The organism is Paraburkholderia sp. BR13439 (assembly GCF_040948805.1).
GTDB classification, from domain to species: domain Bacteria; phylum Pseudomonadota; class Gammaproteobacteria; order Burkholderiales; family Burkholderiaceae; genus Paraburkholderia; species Paraburkholderia youngii.
The window spans coordinates 180,505-203,626 of sequence record NZ_JBFPKN010000006.1 but is presented as its reverse complement, the minus strand read 5'-3'; the positions used below and the strand labels follow the sequence as shown (position 1 = coordinate 203,626).

The following is a 23,122-nucleotide window of genomic DNA, read 5'->3' as shown; positions in this document are numbered from 1 at the left end:
ATGAGACCGACTGTGACCGACGCCCAGCGCGATATGGCATTCAGCATTTTGACCACTGCAATAGCGATCCTGCGGGACGACCAGCCATTCGATCCCGCTCATACGATTTTCGGCCGCATTCTTGCGGCTGACCCTCTGCGCGGCAAAGGAGGTGGGACAGAGTATTCCTTCGTGAATCCGGCTTTCCCGCGGACGCAAATCATTCTCTATGTGGTACCCGATCCGCTTGCTCCCTCCGCCGACCGCACGAAAGTCAAGCAAGTCGTGACCCACTTCACGATTCGCTTCAGTCCACTATTGACCGACATTAACCGCTCGACGCTGGAAGAACTCCTGCAGGTCGATATCGGTTACTGGATCGACGGCAATGGCGAGCGACGGCCCGGCAATGATATGGGCACGGCTCCGCCGCAGATTCGGCTTCATAGCTATCGCTATCGTGCTTCGAATCTGCCAACGAGCCGATTTCCGGTGGACGTCGAATTTGCTTTCGGCGACCCGGACCCAAAGGACCCGGCGCAGGACGCACACAAAACGCCGGTCCTAATGGACGTTCTACTGAATCGTGACTATTCCGCGCTGAAACCGCGACGCCGTGAACAAAGCCCGTCTTGAGTGACCTGATGAACGTCTCTGCTCAAACAGCACAAAAAATGGCGAAATTTGAAACCGGCTATAGGAGCCAACTTCATGAAGAAGACGCCTACGCTTGCGCGGAAGTGGTTCAGGCCTACTGGCGCAATCCTGGTGATCCTCTCGTTCGCAATCCCGGTACATGTACAGCTCAGTATGTCGATGCCCTCAGGATCGTCGGGGCCAGGAACTGAGATGGGACAGACTGTGACCGACGCCCAGCGCGACATGGCATTCAATATATTGACCACATCAATGGCAATCCTGCGGGACGACCAGCCCTTCGACCCCGCACATACGATATTCGGCCGCATTCTTGCGGCGCGGCCTGAGCGCGGTGTGGTAGGTGTTATGGAGTATTCCTTCGTGAACCCGGTTTTGCCGGAGACGCAAATCATTCTGTATGTGGTACCCGATCCGGCCGCTCCCTCTGCCGACCGTACGAAAGTGAAGCAAGTCGTGACGGCCATCACCGTCCGTTTCAATCCACTATTGACAGATATCAGCCGCTCGACGCTGGAAGACCTCCTCCGGGTCGATATCGGCTACTGGATCGACGGGCAAGGCAACCGGTGGCCCGGCAATGATCTAGGAACCGCACCACCCCAGGTTCGCCTGCATGGCTATCGCTATCGTGCTTCGAATCTGCCAACGAGCCGATTTCCGGTGGACGTCGAATTTGCTTTCGGCGACCCGGACCCAAAGGACCCGGCGCCGGACACACAAAACGCCGGTCCTAATGGACGTTCTACTGAATCGTGACTATTCCGCGCTGAAACCGCGACGCCATGGACAGAGCCCTTCTTGTGAGCTGCTGAATGTCTCTGCGGAAACAGCACAAAGGATGGCGCAATTCGAAGCTAACTATAGGAGCCAACTTCATGAAGAAGATGCCGACGCTTGCGCGGAGGTGGTTAAGACCGATTGGCAGAATCCTGATGATCCTCACGTTCGCAAACTCAGTACCTGCACAGCCCAATACGTCGACGCCCACAGGACCGTCAGCGCCAGAAACTGAGACGAGGGACACTGTGACCGACGAGCAGCGCGACATGGCCTTCAGAATATTGACCACGGCAATGGCGATCCTGCGGGACGACCAGCCCTTCGATCCCGCACATACGATATTCGGCCGCATTCTTGCGGCGCGGCCTGAGCGCGGTGTGGTGGGTGTTACGGAGTATTCCTTCGTGAATCGGGTCTTGCCGGATACGCAAATCATCGTAGTTGCGATATCCGATCCGCTCGACCCCTCCGCCGACCGCGCAAAAGGGAAGCAAGTCGCGATGCACTTCACGATCCGCTTCAGTCCACGATTGACCGACGTTAACCGCTCGACACTGGAAGATCTCCTCCAGGTCGATATCGGTTACTGGATCGACGGCAATGGCGAGCGGCGGCCCGGCAACGATATGGGAACAGTACCGCCGCAGGTTCGTCTGCATCACTATCGCTATCGTGCCTCAGACCTGCCAACCAGCCGATTTCCGGTGGACGTCGAGTTTGCTTTCGGGGACCCCGACCCAAAGGACCCGGCGCCCGACGAATCCAAAACGCCGGTCCTGATGGACGTTCATTTTGATCGTGACTATTCCGCGCTGCGACCGCGCCACCGTGAACAGAATCCGTCGTGAACAGATGGTGGCAAAGGGCGTCGCGGGATGACCAAGAACAGGAGTGAACTGGCGCGGTCCCAAACCGTTTTCACAGCCATTTCAAAAGCAAACGCCAGGCACAAACCCGTTCCCCGGTGATCTAGCCTCAGCTCCGAAAACTATTCCTCCCCAACCGTCTCGACATAGTTATCAACCGCGCTACTGACCGTAGGATGAAAGCGCGCATCCCCGATCAGATCGGTCAGCTCGAAGCGCCTGAGCTTGTCGCGAACCGGATCTTTCATCTCCGCAAAGTGCAGTGCAATTCCGCGCTCGTCGAGCGAGCGCGTCAACTCCCGCAGCATGTCGGCCGAGGTGACGTCCACGCTCGTCACCGGTTCGGCCGCCACCACCACGCGCTTGACGGGTGCCGGCGAGTCGGCGACGGCTTCGAGCAGGCGCTCCTGAAACTGCTCGGCATTCGCAAAGAACAGCGGTGCATCCCAGCGAAACAGCACGAGTCCGGGGATTCGCTCCGCGTGCGGGTAACGCTCCAGGTCGTGATAGCCGCGCAAACCCTCGACGCGACCGAGCACCGCGTAGTGTGGTCGCCAGCCGTCCCACAGAAACTCGATAATCGCGATCACCACCGCGAAGCCGATGCCTGGAATCGCGCCGAACACCGCGACGCCGGCAAAGCAGGCCATCGACAGCCAGAACTCCCATTGCTGGATGCGGAAAATCCGCTTCAGGTCCGTGATCTCGAACAGGCCGATCGCCGCCGCGATGACAACCGCGGCGAGCGCGCTGTTGGGCAGGTAGTGCATCAGGTTGGGCGCGACCAACAGCAGCGCCGCGACCGCCAGCGCGCCGACGACGCCCGTCAGTTGCGTCTTCGCGCCCGCCGCCTCGGCGACCGGCGTGCGCGACGAACTGCTGCTGATCGGGAAACCGTGGAACAGGCCGGCCGCGAGATTGGCCACGCCGAGCCCGACCATCTCCTGATTGGGGTCGACGCGGCTGCGAAAACGTGCCGCGAAAGTCCGCGACAGCACGCTGGTATCCGCGAACGAAATCAGCGCGACCGCGCAGCCGCCGAGCAGTATCTTTACCAGATCGGCGTCGGTGAGCCACGGTAGCGCAAAGGTCGGCAGGCCTTGAGGGATCTTGCCGAGCACTCTCACGCCGACGCTATCGAGGTGCAATGCGCTCACGCATAACGTCGCGACGATCACGGCGATCAGGATGCCCGGCAGCTTCTCGAAGCGCTTGAGAAACAGGATCAGCACGAGGCTTCCCGCGCCTATCGCGAAGCTGTACCAGTTGGATTTGCCATCGGCGATGGCCCGCACGAGGCTCACGATGTCCCGCAAGGGCCCGCGCTCTTCGATCGAAATGGCAAACAATTTGGGCAACTGACTGATCAGCACGGCGAACGCGATGCCGTTCATATAGCCGTATCGAATGGGCTTAGACAGCAATTCTGTGATGAATCCCAGCCGCAGCAAGCCCATCACGATACAGAACACGCCGGACACGATCGCCATCATGCTGGCCGCCGCAATCGCGCGCGACGGGTCGCCCGCCGCCACTTGCACGACGACCGCCAGAATCGGAGCCGCAAGCGCGGAGTCGGGGCCGAGCACGAGAATCCGGCTCGGGCCGAACAGCGCGTACGCCAACAACGGGACGATCGTCGCGTAGAGGCCGAACACGCCGGGGACCCCCGATGCCTCCGCGTAAGCGATCCCGACTGGTACCAGCATCGTGGTCAGTACCAGTCCGGCCGTCAGATCGCTCGGCAGCCAGCTCAAGCGGTACGCCTTGAGCACCGTCAGTCCCGGCAGCCAGCGCATCCAGCGGTGCGCGCTGCTTGCAGTGGTCTGCTCTTTGTGAGGAACTGGCCTGTCCGCTTCCATTTTTGGAATGTTCGCAGTCGAGGACGCCGCGCCACGGATTGTGGGCGGCACTGTCATTCGTAGGATAGTCCAGACCTTTCATCGGCGACAGGGAGGAGGCACACCGATTGCGTATAAAAGCCGTTTGCGCCTCAGCAGCCACCCGACGCCCCCTGCCAGCGCCAGCACCGCCGCGCCATACACCGCGTTGCGATGCCGATCGGTAAACAGCTCCCAGCAGTACGCGCGCGCTTCATCGTCAAAGCGGCCATGCGCGGTGTAGTGGCCGGGCACCGGCTCGTAGAGATTCGCGGGCGCATCGGCGGGCAACGGTTCATCGGTCAGTTGCCCATCGTAACCCGCACGCGCGAGATAGTGGTCGAGCAGCGTCGGCGCGATCCGGTTCGCGAGGATCGCCTTGACCGTCGACCACCCGACCCACACCTGCCGCCGCCGATGAGTGGCTGCAAAGTAGATCGCCCGCGCCGCCACTTCCGGCTGAAACACCGGTGCCACCGGCCGCGCCCTGCGCCCCGTGCGATTGAGCGCCCAGTCGAATTGCGGGGTATTGACCGCGGGCAGATCGACCATCGTCAGATGGATATCGACCCCGTCGTGCAGCAACTCGGAACGCAATGAATCGGTAAAGCCGCGCACGGCGAACTTCGCGCCGCAATAGATCGACTGCAACGGCACCGACCGGTACCCGAGCGCCGAGCCGACATTGACGATCGTCCCGTGCCCGCTCGCGCGCATCACGGGAAGCGCCGCGAGCATGCCGTTGACCTGCCCCAGATAGGTCACCTGCGTGCCGCGTTCGACATCGCGCGCACTGAGCGCGGACACCGGCGCAAACGCGGTCGCCATCGCGACGTTGACCCACACGTCGATGCCGCCCAGCTCGCGATTCACGCGCTGCGCGGCGCGCTCGATCGCATCTGCATCGGCGACGTCGGCGGGCAACGCGAGTGCGCGCACGCCATAGGTCGCGGCGATCTCCTCGGCGGCACGCGCGAGCCGTCGCGGCTCGCGCGCGATCAGCCCAACGTCATAGCCCTGCCGCGCGAACTCGGACGCGGTGGCGCGCCCCACGCCGGCACTTGCCCCTGTAATGACGACGACGCCCTCGCGCTCGACGTCGCCGCTGCGGGTGTCGGTTTGCACCGTCATAGCGTCGCTGGCCACTTTGAACACCTCCCAGGTTGCGCATCCAGTGAGGTGTGAAGCAAAGCGCAGTCCCGCCGATTCGAGGCGGACAGCGGCGCCGGAAAAACAAATGGCCGCAGCGCGAGACTGCGGCCATCCGGTAGCGGCTAAAGAGGCTTAACTCACGTCACGTTCATCGCCAACGCACTCTCGCGATAGTGCTCGCTCGCCTTGTCGGTGTCTCCAAGCTGCTCGTGCAGACGCGCGAGCGCGCGATGCGAACGGATCTTCAGCGTCTCGTTGTCGGCAAGCTTCAGCGCGCGTTCGAGGAACGACTGCGCCTTGCCCCACAACTGCTGATGCAGGCACAGACGCCCCAGCGCGAACATCAGGTCCGCGTCTTCCGGCCGATCCTTCTGCCACGCCTCGGCCTTCTGGATCAGCGGCAACGCATCGCCGCCGGCCGTGTCCGGATAGCGGCGCAACAGGCGCGCATCCCAGTTCTGCGCAAGCGCTTCCTCGACGATCTTGCGCGCCTCCTGCGGACGATTCAGCGCAACCAGCAGTTCGGCGGCGGTATCGGCGAGGCGCGGCGAATGACGCTCGGTCGCCGACAGCGAATGCCACAATTCGAGCAGCGCCTCAGCGTTGTGGCGACGGTCGCGCAGCAAATTTTCCGCCGCCAGTTGACGCAGCCGCACCGCGACCGCCGGATGGATCGCCTCGCGCTTCTCCAGCGTCTTGACGAGCTTCAGCACTTCGCCCCAGTTCTTCAATTGCTGCTGCGCACGCAGCATGATCTGCTGCGCGTGGATACGCCGCGCCCCTTGCGATTGCATCTCGGTCAGCGCATGGAGCGCTCCGTCGGCGTCGCGGCCGTCGGCGCGCATGTCGGCGGTGGCCATCAGGCGCGCGTCCTGCCACTCGGCTTCGTCGATCTGCGCGAGCCATTCGTCGCGCCGCCCGTACTCATGCATGCGATGCGCGGCGGTCGCCGCGATCAAACCGGCCGCGCCCTTGTTGTCGCCATTCGTGAGCGCGTCCTTGGCAGCCTTTTCCGCGCGCGAGAAACGTCCCGCGTACAGATTGCCGATCGCGTCGCGCAACGCCGCGTGCGCCTTCGCGACACGCGCGCGCGCCCGGTACGCGGCGACGCGCTGCGGCATGCGCCAGATATTGCGGATGATGCGCAACAGCGCGTAGAGCAGGATGAACAGCACCACCAGCCCGACGATGAACAGATTCAGCGACATGTCGACGCGGTACGGCGGATAGATCAGCAGCACCTGCCCCGCGTCGAAGCGGCCGCCCACCGCGAGCATGACCGCGACGGCGAACAGCGCCGCGAGCCACAGAAGTCCCCGGATCGCCATGATTAACCCCGGTTCCGGTATTGATTGACGGCCTGCAGGCTCGTATCGAGGTTCGGCAGCTCGACCGCGGCCGAACCGGCGTCCACCTGCTTGACGAGATCGATGACCATCTGCGTGTCTTTCGATGAAGTGTCGAAGTAGCGCGTCAACGCGGACTGCGCCGCCTCCAGGTCGGACTTCAGCGTGGTCTGGTTGCGCGACAGCAGCGCGAGACGCGCCGATAGCAGACGCAGCTTCAGGTTCTGGCGCACGAAGTAGCCTTGATCCGGCGTAACCAGCATCGCGTCGGCGTTATCGATACGGCGCACCTGCACGAGGCTCGACAGCTGTTCGCCGATGCCGTGCGTGACCTCGTCGATCCACACTTCCCAGCGCGGCTTGCCTGTGGCCGCCGCCACCTTCGCGGTGTCGGCCCATGTGGCCGCGTGCGGCGTGGCACGCGGAATCGGTGCTTCACCCGACAGCGGCAGGCCGCTCACGTGATCGATCGCGTTGTCGAGTTTGATCGCGAGGCCGGTCAGATCGGTGGACGGAGCGGCCTTCAGCTTGTCGATGTCTTGCGCGATCGCCTTGCGCACGGCGAGCGCCTGCGGGCTATCGGACGCCGCGAGGCGCGTATCGGCGCTTTGCAATGCGAACAGCGCGAGCTGAGTATTGCCGGTCAGCTGCAACTGCTGGCTGGCCGCCGACAGCATCTGCCCGACTTCGGCGAGCGTCCAATCGTCGCGATTGCGCGCGAGATCCGCGTACTGCTGTTGCAGCGCCTGCTGCGCGGCCTGCGCATCGGCGAGCTTGCCTTCGAGCTGCGCGACCTGCGCGTCCGATTGATGCACGGTGGCGAGCGCCTGGTCGATCTTGATGCGCAGCTCGTTGGTCTGCGTGTCGTTGGCCTGCTGGCGCTGCGCGAGCTCCTGCTCGGTGCGCACCAGCTTGCGGTTCATCGCGAAGCCGCCCACGCCCACCGCGCATGCGATCACCACGATGACAAGCCACAGCAGCGGTCCGCTCGTGCTGCGGCGCTTTTGCGCTTCGTACGGCGTGAAAGGTTGATTCGGCGGCAAGGCGGTGCTTGCCGGTGGCTGAGGTGAGGCGTTCGTGGATGCGTTCGTTTCAGTCATGCGTGGTTGAGCCGGGTTGGACGATACCGGTTGGACGACGGGAGGCACGGCGGCCGCGGCCACGAGGGCGCGGACTATGCGCTCGTCGCCCGCGCCGGACACCGTAATCCTATCAAAACCCAATGCCCGCGCGGTCTGCGCGATGCGGGGATGCGGCGTGACGAGCGGCGCGTGTTTGAGCTGCTCGATCTCGCCGGCGGTTAGATGCTCGTGCGCGAGTTCCTGCAGATTGCGTACGCCTTCGGAGCTGGTCAGAAGCCATGCGTGCGGCGCGCCCGCGAGCAGTTCGTGCACGCGCGCCCAGGCGCCGATCGACGGCTCCGGCACGATGCGCCGGTACGCGGCGACCGTGTCGACTTCGGCGCCAGCTTCACGCAGGCGCTCGCTGAGCCATTCGCGGCCACCGTCGCCGCGCACGATCAGCACGCGCTTGCCTTCGAGGCCCGCGGCGCCGAGTTGCGCCTCGATCGCCGCAAACAGGCCCTCGGAGTCGAAGCTCGTCGATTCGTCGTCGGCACCCGCCGCGGGGCTGATCACGCGATGCTCCGGCGCGCTGACGCCGTGGCGCGCGAGCGCAAGCACGCTGCCCGGACCGACCACGCCGACCGGCAGCGCGTGCGGCCAGATATCGTGATGGCGCGCGAACGCGTGATCGACCGCGTTCGGCGACACGAACACGACCAGCGCGTAGCGTTCGAGTGACGCGAGCGCGGCACACAACGGCGCGTCGTCGATGACGGGCGCGATGTCGATCAGCGGGAAGTCGAGCGACGCGAGTCCGGCTGCTTCGAGCCGTTCGACGAGTTCGCTCGACTGGCCGGCCGGCCGCGTGATCACGACCGTGAACGGCGCCTTCCCGGGCGTGCCGGCGGCCATCACTCGCTGGCCGCCGCGCCGGGCGCGGCCGCGGGACCGCTCGCGATGCTGAGCGCGCGGACGATCTCGAGTGCGCCTTGCTGCGCGAGCGACTGCGCCACTTCCTCGCCGAGCGCGAGCGCGCGTTCGATGGTGGGCGCCGGCGCCGACGCCTGCGCGCTCAGTACGCGCTGGCCGTCCGGCGTCGCGACGATGCCGCGCAGATGCAGCGCGCCGTCGCCCCAGGTTGCGTAGGCGGCGAGCGGCACCTCGCAGCTGCCGCCGAGCGCGCGCGACACCATCCGCTCCGCTTCGACGGCCGCCGCGGTGTGCTGATGATGCAGCGGCGCGAGCCATGCGGCGAGGTCCGCGCGATCGGCGCGAATTTCGATGCCGAGCGCGCCTTGGCCCGCCGCGGGCAGACTATCCTCGGGATCGAGCAGCGCGCGGATGCGCTCGGCGAGACCGAGACGCTTCAGCCCTGCCGCGGCCAGAATGATCGCCGCGTAGTCGCCGCGATCGAGCTTGGCGAGTCGGGTATCGAGATTGCCGCGCAACGGCCGCACGTCGAGATGCGGATAGCGCATGCGCAGCATCGCTTCACGGCGCAGGCTCGAGGTGCCGACCACGGCACCGGCCGGCAGCGCGGCGAGCGAGTCGTACTGATTGGACACGAGCGCGTCGCGCGGGTCCTCGCGCTCCATGATGGTGGATAGCGCGAAACCGGCGGGCAACTCCATCGGCACGTCTTTCAGCGAATGCACCGCAAGGTCGGCGCGGCCATCGGCGAGCGCGGCTTCGAGCTCTTTCACGAAGAGCCCCTTACCACCAACCTTCGACAGCGTGCGATCGAGAATCTGATCACCACGTGTTGTCATTCCGAGGATTTTTACGTCACAAGATGGATATAATTTGTGCAGCGCACATCGCACGTGCTCGGCTTGCCACATGGCAAGACGGCTCTCTCGCGACGCAATCACAAGCGTGTGGGGTGGCGTGGAAAACGTCTCGGTGTTCATTAGCTTGCTGCTTGATGTCGGGATCGAATAACAATCAATGTTAGCACGCGCCCTTATTTGTGCCCTTGGGTTCCAACGCACCGCGGGGCGCTGTGCGCAAGCGGTATCGACGGAGGAGACGGGCTTCGCGCCGCGCGCGAAGGCCCCCATTCAGCGTTGTCACGCACGGTCGTTCGCGCGCCGCGCGGCGGCATGCGGGATGATGCAATGCGGCGAACACGCTGCGGCAATGCGTGCCGCGTGTTCAGTCTCTTCGCGGGCTGGCAGCCCGTGGCTCCCTTCTCCCTCGTCGGCGTCGCGCGATCGGCAGCGCTTGCGTGGTTCCTCGCACGCGGTGCGGCACGCGCGGCTCGCTTCGTAGCGGGTCGGCAGTCGCCGTTTGCAGTCAGCCGTCTCAAGTCTTTGTTGCAGTCGCGTTAGCAGTCTGTCTTGTAGTCCGTTGCGCAGTCCCTGTTGCATGCAGTTCACGTTGTACTTGCTGGTTGCAGTTCCGCAGTCGCAGTTCATCAATCACCAGACCCTGGCTTTCCCGAGGAAACTCATCGTGACGTCTTCCGGATCGGCGCGCCCCGCCCGCCGCAACACTGCCTCGCCCACCGCTCGCCCGGCCGACGCCGCGGCGCCCGACGTCCTGTCCAACGCTGCCGCGCAAGCCGCCAAGGCCTCGAAGGCCTCGCAAACCTCTGTGCCCGTCAAGCAGGACAAGGCGCCCAAAGCAACGAAATCCGGCAAGGCCGAAAAAGCCGCGACTTCGGCCACCGCCAGCAAGCCGGCCAAGGTCAAGATCAAGATCGACGGCGACGCGACACCCCCGCGCGCCGCTAAAACGGAAAAGCTCGAGGCCGTGTCGCAAGCTGAGCCCGCCGCCGCGCCCACCGTGAAGAACGGCGGCCGCACGCGCGAGGACAAGGACCACCCGCTGTTCCAGGACATCCGCTATCTCGGCCGGCTGCTCGGCGACGTGCTGCGCGAGCAGGAAGGCGACGCCGTATTCGACGTCGTCGAAACGATCCGGCAGAACGCGGTGCGCTTCCGTCGCGAGGACGATAGCGCCGCCGCGCAGACGCTCGACAAGAAGCTGCGCTCGCTGACGCCGGAGCAGACCGTCAGCGTCGTGCGCGCGTTCAGCTATTTTTCGCATCTCGCGAACATCGCCGAGGACCGCCACCGCAACCGTCGTCACCGCATTCACGCTCTCGCGGGCTCGGCCTCGCAGCCGGGCACGATCGCGCATGCGCTCGAGCGGCTCGTCGCGGCCGGTGCCGCCGCGACGCCGGTGCTGCAGCGGTTTTTCGATCACGCGCTGATCATGCCGGTGCTGACCGCGCACCCGACCGAGGTGCAGCGCAAGAGCATTCTCGACGCGCAGCACGACATCGCGCGGCTGCTCGCCGAGCGCGACCAGCCGCTGACGAATCGCGAGCGCGCGCACAACGAAGCGATGCTGCGCGCGCGCGTCACGTCGCTGTGGCAAACGCGGATGCTGCGCGACGCGCGTCTGACGGTCGCCGACGAAATCGAAAACGCGCTGTCGTACTACCGCAGCACCTTCCTCGAAGAAGTGCCGGCGCTGTACGCCGACATCGAGGAGGCGCTGAAGGAGCATGGCCTCGAAGCGCGCCTGCCGCCGTTCTTCCAGATGGGCAGCTGGATCGGCGGCGATCGCGACGGTAATCCGAACGTCACCGCCGAAACGCTCGAAAACGCGATCACCCGTCAGGCCGCGGTGATCTTCGAGCACTACCTGGTGCAGGTGCACAAGCTCGGCGAGGAGCTATCGATGTCGAATGTGCTCGTCGGCACGAGCGATGCGCTCAACGAGCTTGCGAACATCTCGCCCGACCACTCGCCGCATCGCACCGACGAGCCGTATCGTCGCGCGCTGATCGGCATCTACACGCGGCTCGCGGCGAGCGCGCGCGTGCGCCTCGGCGAAGGCAGCGTGCCGCTGCGCAGCGCCGGCCGCGGCGTCGCGCCGATTCGCGCGACCCCCTACGACGACGCCGCCGACTTCGTGCGCGACCTGCACGTGCTGATCGATTCGCTGGCCGAGCATCACGGCGCGCCGCTCGCCGCGCCCCGTCTCGCACCGCTCGCGCGCGCGGCCGAAGTGTTCGGCTTCCATCTCGCGAGCATCGATCTGCGGCAAAGCTCCGACATCCACGAAGCGGTGATCGCCGAGCTGCTCAAGCGCGCGGGCGTCGAAGACGATTACGCGGCGCTCCCCGAAGCGGACAAGCTGAACGTGCTGCTCGCCGAACTCGCGCAGCCGCGCGCGCTGCGCGTGCCCTACGCCGAGTACTCCGACCTCGTGAAGAGCGAGCTCGCGGTGCTCGAGGAAGCGCGCCTCACGCGCGAAAAATTCGGCGCGCGCGCGGTGCGCAACTACATCATTTCGCACACGGAGACCGTTTCCGATCTGGTCGAGGTGATGCTGCTGCAGAAGGAAACCGGCCTGTTGCGCGGGCGTCTCGGCGACGAGCACGACCCCGCGCGCGCGGGCCTGATGGTGATCCCGCTGTTCGAGACGATCCCCGATCTGCGCAATGCGCCGCACATCATGCGCGATCTGTTCGCGCTGCCGGGCATCGGCACGCTGATCGAACATCAGGGCAACGAGCAGGAAGTGATGCTCGGCTACTCGGACAGCAACAAGGACGGCGGCTTCCTGACGTCGAACTGGGAGCTGTATCGCGCGGAGCTGGCGCTCGTGTCGCTGTTCAACGAACGCGGGGTGAAGCTGCGTCTGTTCCATGGACGCGGCGGCACCGTCGGCCGCGGCGGCGGCCCGACCTATCAGGCGATCCTGTCGCAGCCGCCGGGCACCGTCGACGGTCAGATCCGATTGACCGAGCAGGGCGAAGTGATCGCGAGCAAGTTCGCGAATCCGGAAATCGGCCGGCGCAATCTGGAAACCGTCGTGGCCGCGACGCTCGAAGCGTCGCTGCTGCCGCACGACCACACGTTGGCCGAGCTGCCGGTGTACGAGGAAACGATGCAGCAGCTGTCCGATACGGCGATGGCCACGTATCGCGCGCTCGTCTACGAAACCCCGGGCTTCAAGGAGTATTTCTTCGAGTCGACGCCGATCGCGGAGATCGCCGAGCTGAACATCGGCAGCCGCCCCGCGTCGCGCAAGCTGCAGGACCCCAAGCAGCGCAAGATCGAGGATCTGCGCGCGATCCCTTGGGGCTTCTCGTGGGGCCAATGCCGGCTGCTGCTGACCGGCTGGTACGGCTTCGGCAGCGCGGTCACCGAGCATCTGGACAGCGCGCCGTCGGACGCGGAACGCGCGCGCCGCCTCGCGCTGCTGAAGAAGATGCACAAGAGCTGGCCGTTCTTTGCAAACCTGATGTCGAACATGGACATGGTCATCGCGAAGACCGACCTCGCGGTCGCGTCGCGCTATGCGGCGCTCGTGACCGACAAGAAGCTGCGCAAGCACGTGTTCGAGCGCATCGTTGCCGAGTGGGAACGCACGTCGAAGGTATTGTCGGAGATCACCGGCAAGAGCGAGCGGCTCGCCGAGAATCCGCTGCTCGCGCGCTCGATCAAGAACCGCTTCCCGTACCTCGACCCGCTCAATCACCTGCAGGTCGAACTGCTCAAACGCTATCGCGCGGGCGACACCAATGCGCGCGTGCGGCGCGGCATTCATTTGTGCATCAACGGGATCGCGGCGGGGTTGCGCAATACCGGTTGAGCTCGACGCTGAAGCAAGCAAAAGCCGGGTGTTGGCCGACGCAGGCCACACCCGGCTTTTTTCATTGCGCGTCGAGATGGCGAACAACGCGTTGCGCGAATTCAGCCGCTACAATAGAGCCCGCCATGTACCAGTACAAGTTCGGCAATTATTCTGGTATCTCTATTACTCCCCTCCACGCGCAGCCGATAGCATGACGACGCCGTCCTCCGCCGATCACCCGCCGCCGCTCGACGCCACGCCGGCGCGCGCGCTCGGCGACTTCATCCGCGCCCATCGCGAGCGGCTGTCGCCGCAGGCGGTCGGTCTGCCGCCAGGGCCGCGCCGCCGCACGCCCGGTCTGCGGCGCGAGGAAGTCGCGCAGTTATGCGGCGTGAGCCCGACCTGGTACACGTGGATCGAGCAGGGCCGGCCGGTGTCCGCTTCCGCCGATGCGCTCGCGCGCATCGCGGTCGCGTTGCAGCTGTCGCGCGCCGAGCGCGCGTATCTGTTCGAGCTGGCCGCGCAGCGCGATCCGGCCGAGCCCGATCCCGCCGCCGCCGATGCACCCGCCACGCTGCTGCAAACCGTGCAGCTCATCGACACGCCGGCCTACGTGCTCGACCGGCAGTGGAATGCGCTCGGGTGGAACGAGCGCGCGGCCGATCTGTTCGTCGGCTGGCTCGACGGCGCGCACGACCGCAACCTGCTGCGCTACACGTTCACCGAGCCGGCCGCGCGCGCGTTGATCGTCGATTGGGAAACGCGCGCGCGACGGCTTGCCGCCGAATTCCGCGCCGACTCGATCCGCCATCTGAACGATGCGCCCACGCGTGGGCTGATCGATTCGCTGTCGGCCGCGAGCGACGAGTTCGCGCGCTACTGGGCCTCGCAGGACGTCGGCGGGCGCGAGGGCGGCAGGCGCGAGTTCAACCATCCGCGCGACGGGCGCATCGTTTATGACCAGATCACCTTCAAGCCCGCGCATCGCGAAGATCTGAAGCTGGTGGTGCTGGTGCGCGAATAGGCCCGCGAATGGGCCCGCGAATGGGTCCGCGACGGGCGGCAGCGCCTTGGCCGCCCTCGCCCGGTGTTAAAATCTCCGTCTTTCTTCGCTGCGGCGGCGCTTCTGCACGACTCGCGCACTCGCGTCGCCAGCCTCTTCACCGCTCGTTTTTACCGCTCAACACCATGACGTCCCAACTGCACAAAAAAGGCGAAGCCTGGTCGGCTCGCTTCTCGGAGCCGATGTCGGAGCTCGTCAAACGCTATACGTCGTCGGTCTTCTTCGACAAGCGTCTGGCGTTCGTCGACATGGAAGGGTCGCTCGCGCACGCGTCGATGCTCGCCGCGCAGAAGATCATTTCCGCCGACGACCTCGCCGCGATCCAGCGCGGCATGGCGCAGATCAAGGGAGAAATCGAGCGCGGCGAGTTCGAATGGCAGCTCGATCTCGAAGACGTGCACCTGAACATCGAAGCGCGCCTGACCGCGCTGATCGGCGACGCCGGCAAGCGCCTGCATACCGGCCGCTCGCGCAACGACCAGGTCGCGACCGACATCCGCCTGTGGCTGCGCGGCGAGATCGACCGCATCGGCGGGCTGCTCACCGAACTTCGCATAGCGCTGCTCGACATCGCGGAGCAGAACGCCGCGACCATCATGCCGGGCTTCACGCACCTGCAGGTCGCGCAGCCGGTCACGTTCGGCCATCACCTGCTCGCCTACGTCGAGATGTTCTCGCGTGACGCCGAGCGCATGGTCGACTGCCGCAAGCGCGTGAACCGTCTGCCGCTCGGCGCGGCTGCGCTCGCCGGCACCAGCTATCCGATCGATCGTCACGCCGTGGCGAAGACGCTCGGCTTCGACGGCATCTGCGCGAATTCGCTGGATGCGGTTTCCGACCGCGACTTCGCGATCGAATACACGGCCGCCTCCGCGCTCGTGATGACACACGTGTCGCGCTTCTCCGAAGAACTGGTGCTGTGGATGAGCCCGCGCGTCGGCTTCATCGATCTGGCCGACCGTTTCTGCACCGGCTCGTCGATCATGCCGCAGAAGAAGAACCCGGACGTGCCCGAACTCGCGCGCGGCAAGACCGGCCGCGTGAACGGTCATCTGATGGCGCTGCTCACGCTGATGAAGGGCCAGCCGCTCGCGTACAACAAGGACAACCAGGAAGACAAGGAGCCGCTGTTCGACACCGTCGATACGGTCGCAGACACGCTGCGCATCTTCGCTGAAATGGTCGCCGGCATCACGGTCAAGCCGCAGGCGATGCGCGACGCCGCGCTGCAAGGCTTCTCGACCGCGACGGACCTCGCCGACTATCTGGTCAAGCGCGGCCTGCCGTTCCGCGACGCGCACGAAGCCGTCGCGCTCGCGGTGCGCGTATGCGCCGACCGCGGCTGCGACCTCGCGGACCTGACGCTCGACGAAATGCGCAGCGAACTGCCGAACGTCGCGCACCTGATCGGCGACGACGTGTTCTCGTATCTGACGCTCGAGGGCTCGGTGGCGAGCCGCAATCATCCGGGCGGCACCGCGCCTGAGCAGGTGCTGGCCGCGGTGAAGGCAGCGCGTGCGGCGTTGAAGTAATCGATGATTGGGCAGCGCCGTGAGCCTGGGCTTGCGGCGTGGCTGATTGAACCGAGAGCGAAGAGGCGGACCCGTTTGGCGGGTTCGCCTTTTTTGTTGCCGCGTGCAATTGGCGAATCGCAGGTAAAAGAAAGCCCGCGAGAAGCGGGCTGAAAAGACTTCCACCGATGCCTTAGCATGAGGCCGCCAGAGTGTAGGCGGGTTTCGCCCGCCGACCAACGCGTGCAGATTTCCGGCCATTGCATCGGAAAGCAAAGCGCGGCAGCGGCACATGCGCAACGACATTCAGCGGGCGAACGCCAATTGAATCCCGCCGGTTTTTGACTACCATTCAATCAGGTTCTCCTCGCGGTTCGTCGACGATGCTCTCGCGCACTTCTCCCCGTTCTGTTCCCCGTGTGGCCCCGCACTTCTTCACCGCAGCACCCAGGCATCGGCTGTTGCTCGCCGCGCTTGGTGTCGTTGCCGTGGCCGGTTGCACGATCACTCCGCTGACGCCGCACGAAACCGTCAGCACACCGGTCGCCGCGATCAACAGCGCGACGCTCGATCAATATCGCGACGCGGTCGCGCGACGAATCGTCGAGCGCAATCCGTCGTATGTGCTCCAGGGCAGGCCTCAGCCGATGCTGCGCTCGCTGGTGGTGGTGTCGTTCACGGTCGATCGTGATGGACGCATCGTCCAGTCGTCGGTGTATCGCACCAACGGCGACGACGAAGCCGAAAGCACCGCGCTCGCGTCGCTGCGCCGCTCGGCGCCGCTGCCGCTACCGCCCGGCAAGCTGCTGAACGGCCGCGGCCAGCTCGAGCTGTTCGAAGACTGGCTGTTCAACGACAACGGCAAGTTCCAGTTGCGCGAGCTCGCCTCGCCGCAAGCGGAAACGTACGAATGAGCGTCCTTGGCGCGTGCGCGCTGACACGCGCCATCTCGCGCATCACCGCATCGGGCAGGCCACAGGTGACCTGCTCGAGTCATTGCGCATAGCTCTCAACGCACCCCTCGTTGCCGCGCAAGCTTACGCCGCCATTGCTGCGCGACGAGCGCGCTCGCTATAATTTTCCGATTCCCGCGCCGGAGCCTTCCGGCATGGCTCACGCCGCCCGCACACCCGTCGGCGCGGCGCATGAGCCGACTGCAGTGCCGCGGCGCCACCCGCGTGCGGCGCCCAAACCTATACCTCAACGAGGATGCCGCCCTCGCGCGCCGCCTGTCTGCGAAGCAAGGCTCGGCGCGCCGCGGCCTCACTACAATTGGAGACCCCTGCATGTCCACTTCGCCGATTTCCGCGGCTCAGCCCGCAAGCGGGCAAAACAGTCGCGCGCGGATCATCTTTGCGAGCTTCATCGGCACCGCGATCGAGTTCTACGATTTCTATGTCTACGCGACCGCCGCGGCGCTCGTGATCGGACCGGTGTTCTTCCCGCATGGCTCGGCCACCGCGCAAGCGCTGTCGGCATTCGTCACGTTCGGCATCGCGTTCGTCGCACGACCGATCGGCTCGTTCCTGTTCGGCCACTTCGGCGATCGCATCGGCCGCAAGTCGACTCTGGTCGCGTCGCTGCTCGTGATGGGCCTGTCGACCACGCTGATCGGCTTCGTGCCGGGCTACGACGCGATCGGCAGCCTCGCGCCGATCCTGCTGTGCGTGCTGCGTTTCGGCCAGGGTATCGGCCTCGGCGGCGAATGGGGCGGCGCCGCGCTGCTCGCCACCGAAAACGCGCCGGCCGGCAAACGCGGCTGGTTCGGCATGTTTCCGCAGCTTGGACCGTCGATCGGCTTTCTCGCGTCCAACGGCCTGTTCTTCGCGCTCGCCATGTCGCTCTCCGACGAGCAGTTCCGTAGCTGGGGCTGGCGCGTGCCGTTCCTCGTCAGCTCGGTGCTGGTCGCGCTCGGCCTGTACGTGCGGCTGAAGATCGCCGAGACGCCCGCGTTCCAGGCAGCGATCGAGCGCAAGGAACGTGTGCGCGTGCCGATCGCGACGCTGTTCTCGCAGCACTGGGTGCCGACCGTGCTCGGCGCGCTCGCGATGGTGGTCTGCTACACGCTGTTCTACAACGCGACGACGTTCTCGCTGTCGTACGGCGTCGGCTCGCTGCATATTCCCCGGCAGACGTTCCTCGGCCTGCTGTGCATCGCGGTCGTGTTCATGGCGATCGCGACGCCGCTGTCGGCCCGCGCGAGCGACCGCTTCGGGCGCAAGCCGGTGCTGATCGTCGGCATCATCGCGGCGATCCTGTCGGGCTTCACGATGGCGCCGCTGCTCGGCAGCGGTGAGCCGTTGCTGGTGCTGCTGTTCCTCGTGATCCAGCTGTTCCTGATGGGCGTGACGTTCGCGCCGATGGGCGCGCTGCTGCCAGAGCTATTTCCGACCAATGTGCGCTATACGGGCGCCGGCGTCGCATACAACCTCGGCGGGATTCTCGGCGCGTCGGTCGCGCCGTATATCGCGCAGGTGCTGGCCGCGCATGGCGGCTTGCCGTGGGTCGGCGCATATGTGTCGGTCGCGGCGGCCGTGAGTCTCGTCGGCGTGCTGTGCATGCGCGAGACGCGTGACGCGAGTCTGATGAAGTGATGCAATGCGAATCGACGCAACCACGCTTGCGTCGATTCGCGTTTGCCGAAGTTCGACCGATGCCGCTCACGCGCAGTTTTTACGCGTCTGCGCCAGTATGCAACGGGCATTATTGCTTCGACATTTCCGCTCGGCGGCCCGGGTAATCCCCCGCCTTGCGCGTCTTTTTGACTTGCCTATACTCCCTGACATAACCCTATAAAAAACAGGGAGACTCGCATGAACGTCCATCTTCACAATGCCGATATCGTGATGATCATCGCGCTGGCCTTGCTCGGCTCGCTGCTGCTCGCGCTGCGCTTCCGTCCGGCGTCATGGAAATCCATCGTCGTCGAGGCGCTGGCCGCGAACGCCGCGGCTATTGCCGCGGTGGTCGCATTCGAAATGCTGGTCGCCTGAGGCCAGTGGATCGAGGAGCTCGAGCGCGGCTTAGCGGTAGTAGCCGTGATGGTAGTAGCCACCGCCGCCGTAGTAGTAGCCCGGCGCCGGCGCAATGACGCAACCGCCGAGCGCCGATGCCAGCAGTGCGCCGGCCACGAGAGTCAGGATCAAGCGTTTCATGTTGTTCTCCATCGAGTCGGATTGATTCGAGCGCAAACCCCGAATGACCCGATTGGACACGACGCGCGCCCCGGCGAACGTTGCCATTTGTAAGGGAAGATCACCCGGCTGTTACAGGATCGGCGCGGTGGACCGGCGTGTTCGAACGACCTGCCCCGCTATCGCCTGATCACGCCGCCCTGGCGAAAAACACCGCCTATACTCCGTTGAGCGCACTGTCGCGATAGAAGCCTTGCTGGCCGCGCCAGCGTCGCCGCAATCGAGCGGTTCAACGCGCGCCGCGCGAGCCTCGATGCACCGCGACCTACCCGCTGGCCGCCTTGGCGTGCTCGCATCGGACACTGCGGCGCCCAACGAAAAGCGACAGTTTTAACAGACGTGTAATCGATTCCTCTCCGCCCGCTGTTCCCCGACACGGGCGTTCTTCGAGGCGCGACGATGCAGTCCCCGCCCGCAGGGGTGGACTCCGCGTCGCGCCTCTTTTTCTTTTGCGCAAACGATTGCGTGAACTCAGGCGGCGGCCGATCCGTGCTGCATAGCGAGGACCGGCTCCCCCGCGTGTACATAGTCGATCGCTTCGAGCGCCGCGCTAATGGGCGGTACCGAGCGACCGTCACCGATCGAGGTCGAGCGATACGGCGTCTCGACGCCGCAATGCGATGGCGACGTCGCGACGAAGATCATCACGGTGCGCTTCTGCAGCGCATGCGCGAGGTGCACGAAGCCCGTATCGGTACCGACCACGAGCGAGCACGCATCGATCATCTGCGCGACTTCGGTCACGCTCATTTGCGGCAGCACGGTCGCGCCCGGCACCTGTGCCGAGATCTGCACGGCTTCGGCAAGCTCACCGTCCGAACCCCACGGCAGAACCACACGAAACCCGCGCTCGCTCAACTCGCGCCCGACAGCCGCCCAATGGGTGAGCGGCCATTTCTTCTCGGCTTTCGAGGTGGCATGAAAGAGCGCCGCGACAGGCGCGTCCTGCGTCGCGAACGGCTGCGGGACGACTGCGGGTAGCCGCAGGTCGTAGATGGGCGGGCCTTCCACTTCGTAGCCGAGCGCCTCGCTAGCGCTGATGCGCATGCCGTGCCACGCGCTGCCTTGCGGGCGTGGACCGAAACGCCCGGTATAGGCGAACGCGGCGCCCCGCTCGCCCAGATCCTGAGACTGATAGCCGAAGCGCCGCGACGAGCGCGCGAGGAAGGCGATGATCGCGCTCTTGTAGACGCCGTGAATATCGATGATGTAGTCGTAGTGATACGCGCGCAGCTCGCCGATCGATGCCCAGATCGCCTTCAGATCGATCCAGCGACGCGACTTCTTGAAGCGGCGCAGCGGCGCGCATAGCACGCGATCGACGCCCTGGCTCCACTGCACGACCGGTGCAAATGCTTCGTCCGCCGCCCAATCCACCTGAACACCAGGAAATGCGCGTTTGATATCGGCGACGACTGGCAGCGCCTGCACGATATCGCCTAGTGAAGTGACCTTGACGATTAGGATTCGCTTCATTGAGGGTCTCTTCGTTTTCCGAAGTGGAAACTATTCTAGCCGACGTTATTACCGCCCCCCGCCAAATGGGCATCGTGCCCGGTCCGGTTTTCAATACGGCGAATTACAACACAAAAGATATACACAACAAAAGATATACGCCTGACAATCCATCGTAGTTCATTTTTTCAAAAGTCTTTCACGCATTCTGGCTGTCCCGCACGTTTTATACTGGGCCCTTTGCACGAATCCAATTCATGTCCCGGCCCTTCCCTTCCCGTTCGCAAGCTGTCATGCGTCGCGCGAAACGCCTGTGGCGACAATACGGCATCTTCTGGCTCGGAGCCATCGCCGTCGGTCTGGTCGCGGTGCTCTATGCGCGTCTGATCGACTGGGGTTATGACGCGTTTCTCGATGTCCGGCAGCGATATCCGTGGGCACCGCTCGTGATCACACCCGTGGTCGCGGCGCTCGCGGTCTGGCTCACGCGCAAGTTCTTTCGCGGCTCCGAGGGCAGCGGCATCCCGCAGGTCATCGCGACGCTGCACACGAAGCAGCGCGGGTACGGCGCGAGGCTGCTCTCGCTGCGAATTCTGCTCGGCAAGATCGGAGTATCGTTTATCGCGATTCTCGGCGGCTTGACGATCGGCCGTGAAGGACCGACCGTGCAGGTCGGCGCCGCGCTGATGTTCAATCTGCGCCGCTTCTATCCGCGCTCGAATGCGCAAATCGAACGGCAACTCGCGTTGGCGGGCGCGGCAGCGGGTTTATCGGCGGCATTCAATACGCCGCTCGCGGGCGTCGTGTTCGCAATCGAGGAATTGACGCGCAGCTTCGAGGCGCGCACGAGCGGTGTGCTGATCACCGCGATCGTCGTTGCGGGTGTAGTCGCGCTGGGCCTGAACGGCAACTACACGTATTTCGGCACGATCAGGATCGGCGCGCATTTCCCCGATCTGCTCGCCGTCGCGGTGGTGCTCACCGCAATCGTCACGGGCATCGCGGGCGGCATTTTCGGCTGGCTGCTGCTCAACACCGCGCGCTGGATTCCGGCGCCGCTGCGTCAGTTGCACGGCGAGCGGCCGGTCGTGTTCGCCGCGCTGTGCGGCTTCGCAATCGCCGTGGTCGGCGTGATCGCGGGCGGCACGACGTTCGGCAGCGGCTATACCGAAGCGCGTGGCCTGCTGGAGGGACACGGGCAGTTGTCGGTGTTCTATCCGTTCCTGAAGATGATCGCGATGGTCGGCTCGTACCTGCCCGGCATTCCGGGTGGCATCTTCGCGCCGTCGCTGTCGATCGGCGCGGGCTTCGGCAATCTGCTGCACATGGTGTTCGATTCGATGCAGTTGCCGATGCTGATCGCGCTCGCGATGGTCGGCTATCTGGCCGCGGTCACACAGTCGCCGATCACGTCGTTCGTGATCGTGATGGAGATGATCGACGGTCACGCGCTCGTGATTTCGCTGATGGCCACCGCGTTGATCGCGAGCCGCGTGTCGCGCCTGTTCGCACCGCCGCTTTATGAGTCGCTCGCCGAGCGCTACATGGCGCCGCTGCCGCAACCGGCGCCCGCGCCGGTGCCGGAAGTGCCCGAGGTCGAGGTGCCGGAAGCGGGAAGCGTCGACGGCGAGCCGCCCGCCGGTAATGCCGCAGACGACATCACGACGGATGCTTCCGGCTCGCCGCGTCAGTAGACGACCACGCGCGGCGAGTCGCAAGCACGATCGACGGCCGCATCAAGCCCAGTGTCCCGGTACCCAGCGATAGTTCGGACCATGCTCGATCCAGTGGCCGGGCATCCAGTGATAGCCGACGCGCTCGGCCTGCCAGTGCCCGGCGACCCACACGTAGCGGCCGTGATCCCAGCGCCAGTGACCGTGATCCCACACATAGCCGGCGCGCGCCGCGGGCACCGTTTCGAAGCGTTCGACGGGCGGCGCGGACGGCGCGACGATGATGACTTCCGCGGCCGAAGCCGAGGCGATCGCGGCGGCACCCGCGGCGATCAGAACGGTGTTGGCAAGCAGCAGGCGAAAGCTTCTGTTCATGATTTCCCTCTTAGGTTGAACACCGGATGCGGCGTTACCGGTTTAATGCGCGAGGGCGACACGAGGCTGACGATGCGCGTGTAACGGCACCCGCTGAAGTGCAACGGTTTATTTCGACCGGGAAATGACGAGCGCCGCGCGGGCGCGAAGAGACGGCTTCAGACAGAAGCCAGAGGAACAGCCGAACGCCGCACGCCATCGCGTCGAACCAACGTGATGCAATGCGACGTCCTGCACATGATGCGAGATGGACCTCGGTCCATCGGAAGCTCAGGCCTGCGGTATTTCGATCTTGACTTCGAGCACTTCGAGATCGTCCTGACGCTCGAGACTCACGCGAATGTCGTCATCGGAAATCTTCACGTACTTCGAGATCACGGCCACCAGTTCGCGTTGCAACGCAGGCAGATAATCGGCGGGCGCATGGCCGCCGGCGCGCTCGTGCGCGATGATCAACTGCAGGCGTTCCTTCGCTACCGACGCGGACTTCTTTTTCTCGCCCAGCAAAAACGAAAGAATCGACATTACG

Annotated in this window: 20 protein-coding genes; 11 read left to right on the top strand and 9 right to left on the bottom strand. The window is 65.0% G+C overall.

The features are described 5' to 3' along the window. From AB3X96_RS14515 to AB3X96_RS14500, 4 genes are all read left to right on the top strand, one after another. Window positions 1–615, top strand: coding sequence for a hypothetical protein (locus tag AB3X96_RS14515; RefSeq protein WP_368590279.1), 615 nt, complete (start codon window positions 1–3; stop codon window positions 613–615). A gap of 8 nt (window positions 616–623) precedes the next feature. Further along, complete coding sequence (locus AB3X96_RS14510; protein ID WP_368590278.1) at window positions 624–827, top strand: hypothetical protein; 204 nt, start codon at window positions 624–626, stop codon at window positions 825–827. A gap of 1 nt (window position 828) precedes the next feature. After that, the gene (locus AB3X96_RS14505) at window positions 829–1,395 is read left to right on the top strand and encodes a hypothetical protein (protein ID WP_368590277.1); all 567 of its coding nucleotides are present in this window, start codon (window positions 829–831) and stop codon (window positions 1,393–1,395) included. Window positions 1,396–1,664: 269 nt separating this feature from the next. Then, the gene (locus AB3X96_RS14500; RefSeq protein WP_368590276.1) at window positions 1,665–2,267 is read left to right on the top strand and encodes a hypothetical protein; all 603 of its coding nucleotides are present in this window, start codon (window positions 1,665–1,667) and stop codon (window positions 2,265–2,267) included. Between the two features lie 140 nt (window positions 2,268–2,407). On the opposite strand, the gene AB3X96_RS14495 is transcribed toward AB3X96_RS14500, so the two are convergent. The 5 genes from AB3X96_RS14495 to hemC all read right to left on the bottom strand — a co-directional run bounded on the left by AB3X96_RS14495 (window position 2,408) and on the right by hemC (window position 9,637). Continuing rightward, window positions 2,408–4,147 carry a SulP family inorganic anion transporter gene (locus AB3X96_RS14495; protein WP_368590275.1) on the bottom strand — a complete coding sequence of 580 codons (1,740 nt, stop codon included), beginning with the start codon at window positions 4,145–4,147 and terminating at the stop codon, window positions 2,408–2,410. 78 nt (window positions 4,148–4,225) lie between these two features. After that, entirely contained in the window at window positions 4,226–5,296 is a 1,071-nt protein-coding gene (locus AB3X96_RS14490; protein ID WP_368590401.1) for an SDR family oxidoreductase, read from the bottom strand. A gap of 158 nt (window positions 5,297–5,454) precedes the next feature. Next, complete coding sequence (locus AB3X96_RS14485; RefSeq protein ID WP_176109267.1) at window positions 5,455–6,645, bottom strand: heme biosynthesis protein HemY; 1,191 nt, start codon at window positions 6,643–6,645, stop codon at window positions 5,455–5,457. A gap of 2 nt (window positions 6,646–6,647) precedes the next feature. Continuing rightward, entirely contained in the window at window positions 6,648–8,639 is a 1,992-nt protein-coding gene (hemDX, locus tag AB3X96_RS14480; RefSeq protein WP_368590274.1) for a fused uroporphyrinogen-III synthase HemD/membrane protein HemX, read from the bottom strand. Next, window positions 8,639–9,637, bottom strand: coding sequence for a hydroxymethylbilane synthase (gene hemC / locus AB3X96_RS14475; RefSeq protein WP_368590273.1), 999 nt, complete (start codon window positions 9,635–9,637; stop codon window positions 8,639–8,641). Before hemC ends, hemDX begins: the two co-directional genes overlap by 1 nt. A gap of 544 nt (window positions 9,638–10,181) precedes the next feature. Between hemC and ppc the strand changes: the two genes are divergently transcribed. The 6 genes from ppc (at window position 10,182) to AB3X96_RS14445 (ending at window position 18,889) form a co-directional block, all read left to right on the top strand. After that, window positions 10,182–13,340 (top strand): phosphoenolpyruvate carboxylase, encoded by a 3,159-nt coding sequence (gene ppc, locus AB3X96_RS14470; protein ID WP_368590272.1) that lies wholly within the window; start codon window positions 10,182–10,184, stop codon window positions 13,338–13,340. Window positions 13,341–13,533: 193 nt separating this feature from the next. Further along, window positions 13,534–14,346, top strand: coding sequence for a helix-turn-helix transcriptional regulator (locus AB3X96_RS14465; RefSeq protein ID WP_368590271.1), 813 nt, complete (start codon window positions 13,534–13,536; stop codon window positions 14,344–14,346). A gap of 164 nt (window positions 14,347–14,510) precedes the next feature. Further along, window positions 14,511–15,917, top strand: coding sequence for an argininosuccinate lyase (gene argH, locus AB3X96_RS14460; protein ID WP_368590270.1), 1,407 nt, complete (start codon window positions 14,511–14,513; stop codon window positions 15,915–15,917). Between the two features lie 362 nt (window positions 15,918–16,279). Next, window positions 16,280–16,810, top strand: a complete 531-nt coding sequence (locus tag AB3X96_RS14455; protein WP_176109273.1) for an energy transducer TonB — start codon at window positions 16,280–16,282, stop codon at window positions 16,808–16,810. Window positions 16,811–17,182: 372 nt separating this feature from the next. Beyond that, on the top strand, window positions 17,183–18,490 hold the full coding sequence (locus AB3X96_RS14450; RefSeq protein ID WP_176109274.1) for an MFS transporter: 1,308 nt from the start codon (window positions 17,183–17,185) through the stop codon (window positions 18,488–18,490). Between the two features lie 219 nt (window positions 18,491–18,709). Then, window positions 18,710–18,889, top strand: a complete 180-nt coding sequence (locus tag AB3X96_RS14445) for a hypothetical protein (protein ID WP_013088754.1) — start codon at window positions 18,710–18,712, stop codon at window positions 18,887–18,889. 30 nt (window positions 18,890–18,919) lie between these two features. On the opposite strand, the gene AB3X96_RS14440 is transcribed toward AB3X96_RS14445, so the two are convergent. Further along, complete coding sequence (locus tag AB3X96_RS14440) at window positions 18,920–19,051, bottom strand: hypothetical protein (RefSeq protein WP_013088753.1); 132 nt, start codon at window positions 19,049–19,051, stop codon at window positions 18,920–18,922. Between the two features lie 510 nt (window positions 19,052–19,561). Further along, complete coding sequence (gene waaC, locus AB3X96_RS14435; RefSeq protein WP_368590269.1) at window positions 19,562–20,566, bottom strand: lipopolysaccharide heptosyltransferase I; 1,005 nt, start codon at window positions 20,564–20,566, stop codon at window positions 19,562–19,564. Between the two features lie 236 nt (window positions 20,567–20,802). On the opposite strand from waaC, the gene AB3X96_RS14430 reads away from it, so the two are divergent. Beyond that, window positions 20,803–22,239 carry a chloride channel protein gene (locus AB3X96_RS14430; protein WP_368590268.1) on the top strand — a complete coding sequence of 479 codons (1,437 nt, stop codon included), beginning with the start codon at window positions 20,803–20,805 and terminating at the stop codon, window positions 22,237–22,239. A 42-nt stretch (window positions 22,240–22,281) separates the two neighbouring features. Here the strand turns inward: AB3X96_RS14430 and AB3X96_RS14425 are convergent, their stop codons facing one another. Further along, window positions 22,282–22,593, bottom strand: coding sequence for a YXWGXW repeat-containing protein (locus tag AB3X96_RS14425; RefSeq protein ID WP_176109276.1), 312 nt, complete (start codon window positions 22,591–22,593; stop codon window positions 22,282–22,284). Between the two features lie 270 nt (window positions 22,594–22,863). Further along, complete coding sequence (gene minE / locus AB3X96_RS14420) at window positions 22,864–23,118, bottom strand: cell division topological specificity factor MinE (protein ID WP_008922443.1); 255 nt, start codon at window positions 23,116–23,118, stop codon at window positions 22,864–22,866. Between the last annotated feature and the right edge of the window lie 4 nt (window positions 23,119–23,122).

What these genes read in the sequence shown, in the direction of transcription:
- AB3X96_RS14455 (WP_176109273.1), top strand. Translation starts at nt 16,280, where the DNA reads ATGCTCTCGCGCACTTCTCCCCGTTCTGTTCCCCGTGTGGCCCCGCAC.
- AB3X96_RS14485 (WP_176109267.1), bottom strand. Translation starts at nt 6,645, where the DNA reads ATGGCGATCCGGGGACTTCTGTGGCTCGCGGCGCTGTTCGCCGTCGCG.
- AB3X96_RS14445 (WP_013088754.1), top strand. Translation starts at nt 18,710, where the DNA reads ATGAACGTCCATCTTCACAATGCCGATATCGTGATGATCATCGCGCTG.
- AB3X96_RS14505 (WP_368590277.1), top strand. Translation starts at nt 829, where the DNA reads ATGGGACAGACTGTGACCGACGCCCAGCGCGACATGGCATTCAATATA.
- AB3X96_RS14465 (WP_368590271.1), top strand. Translation starts at nt 13,534, where the DNA reads ATGACGACGCCGTCCTCCGCCGATCACCCGCCGCCGCTCGACGCCACG.
- hemDX (WP_368590274.1), bottom strand. Translation starts at nt 8,639, where the DNA reads ATGGCCGCCGGCACGCCCGGGAAGGCGCCGTTCACGGTCGTGATCACG.
- waaC (WP_368590269.1), bottom strand. Translation starts at nt 20,566, where the DNA reads ATGAAGCGAATCCTAATCGTCAAGGTCACTTCACTAGGCGATATCGTG.
- hemC (WP_368590273.1), bottom strand. Translation starts at nt 9,637, where the DNA reads ATGAACACCGAGACGTTTTCCACGCCACCCCACACGCTTGTGATTGCG.
- AB3X96_RS14425 (WP_176109276.1), bottom strand. Translation starts at nt 22,593, where the DNA reads ATGAACAGAAGCTTTCGCCTGCTGCTTGCCAACACCGTTCTGATCGCC.
- AB3X96_RS14495 (WP_368590275.1), bottom strand. Translation starts at nt 4,147, where the DNA reads ATGGAAGCGGACAGGCCAGTTCCTCACAAAGAGCAGACCACTGCAAGC.
- AB3X96_RS14490 (WP_368590401.1), bottom strand. Translation starts at nt 5,296, where the DNA reads ATGACGGTGCAAACCGACACCCGCAGCGGCGACGTCGAGCGCGAGGGC.
- AB3X96_RS14510 (WP_368590278.1), top strand. Translation starts at nt 624, where the DNA reads ATGAACGTCTCTGCTCAAACAGCACAAAAAATGGCGAAATTTGAAACC.
- AB3X96_RS14430 (WP_368590268.1), top strand. Translation starts at nt 20,803, where the DNA reads ATGTCCCGGCCCTTCCCTTCCCGTTCGCAAGCTGTCATGCGTCGCGCG.
- AB3X96_RS14440 (WP_013088753.1), bottom strand. Translation starts at nt 19,051, where the DNA reads ATGAAACGCTTGATCCTGACTCTCGTGGCCGGCGCACTGCTGGCATCG.
- AB3X96_RS14515 (WP_368590279.1), top strand. Translation starts at nt 1, where the DNA reads ATGAGACCGACTGTGACCGACGCCCAGCGCGATATGGCATTCAGCATT.
- argH (WP_368590270.1), top strand. Translation starts at nt 14,511, where the DNA reads ATGACGTCCCAACTGCACAAAAAAGGCGAAGCCTGGTCGGCTCGCTTC.
- minE (WP_008922443.1), bottom strand. Translation starts at nt 23,118, where the DNA reads ATGTCGATTCTTTCGTTTTTGCTGGGCGAGAAAAAGAAGTCCGCGTCG.
- AB3X96_RS14450 (WP_176109274.1), top strand. Translation starts at nt 17,183, where the DNA reads ATGTCCACTTCGCCGATTTCCGCGGCTCAGCCCGCAAGCGGGCAAAAC.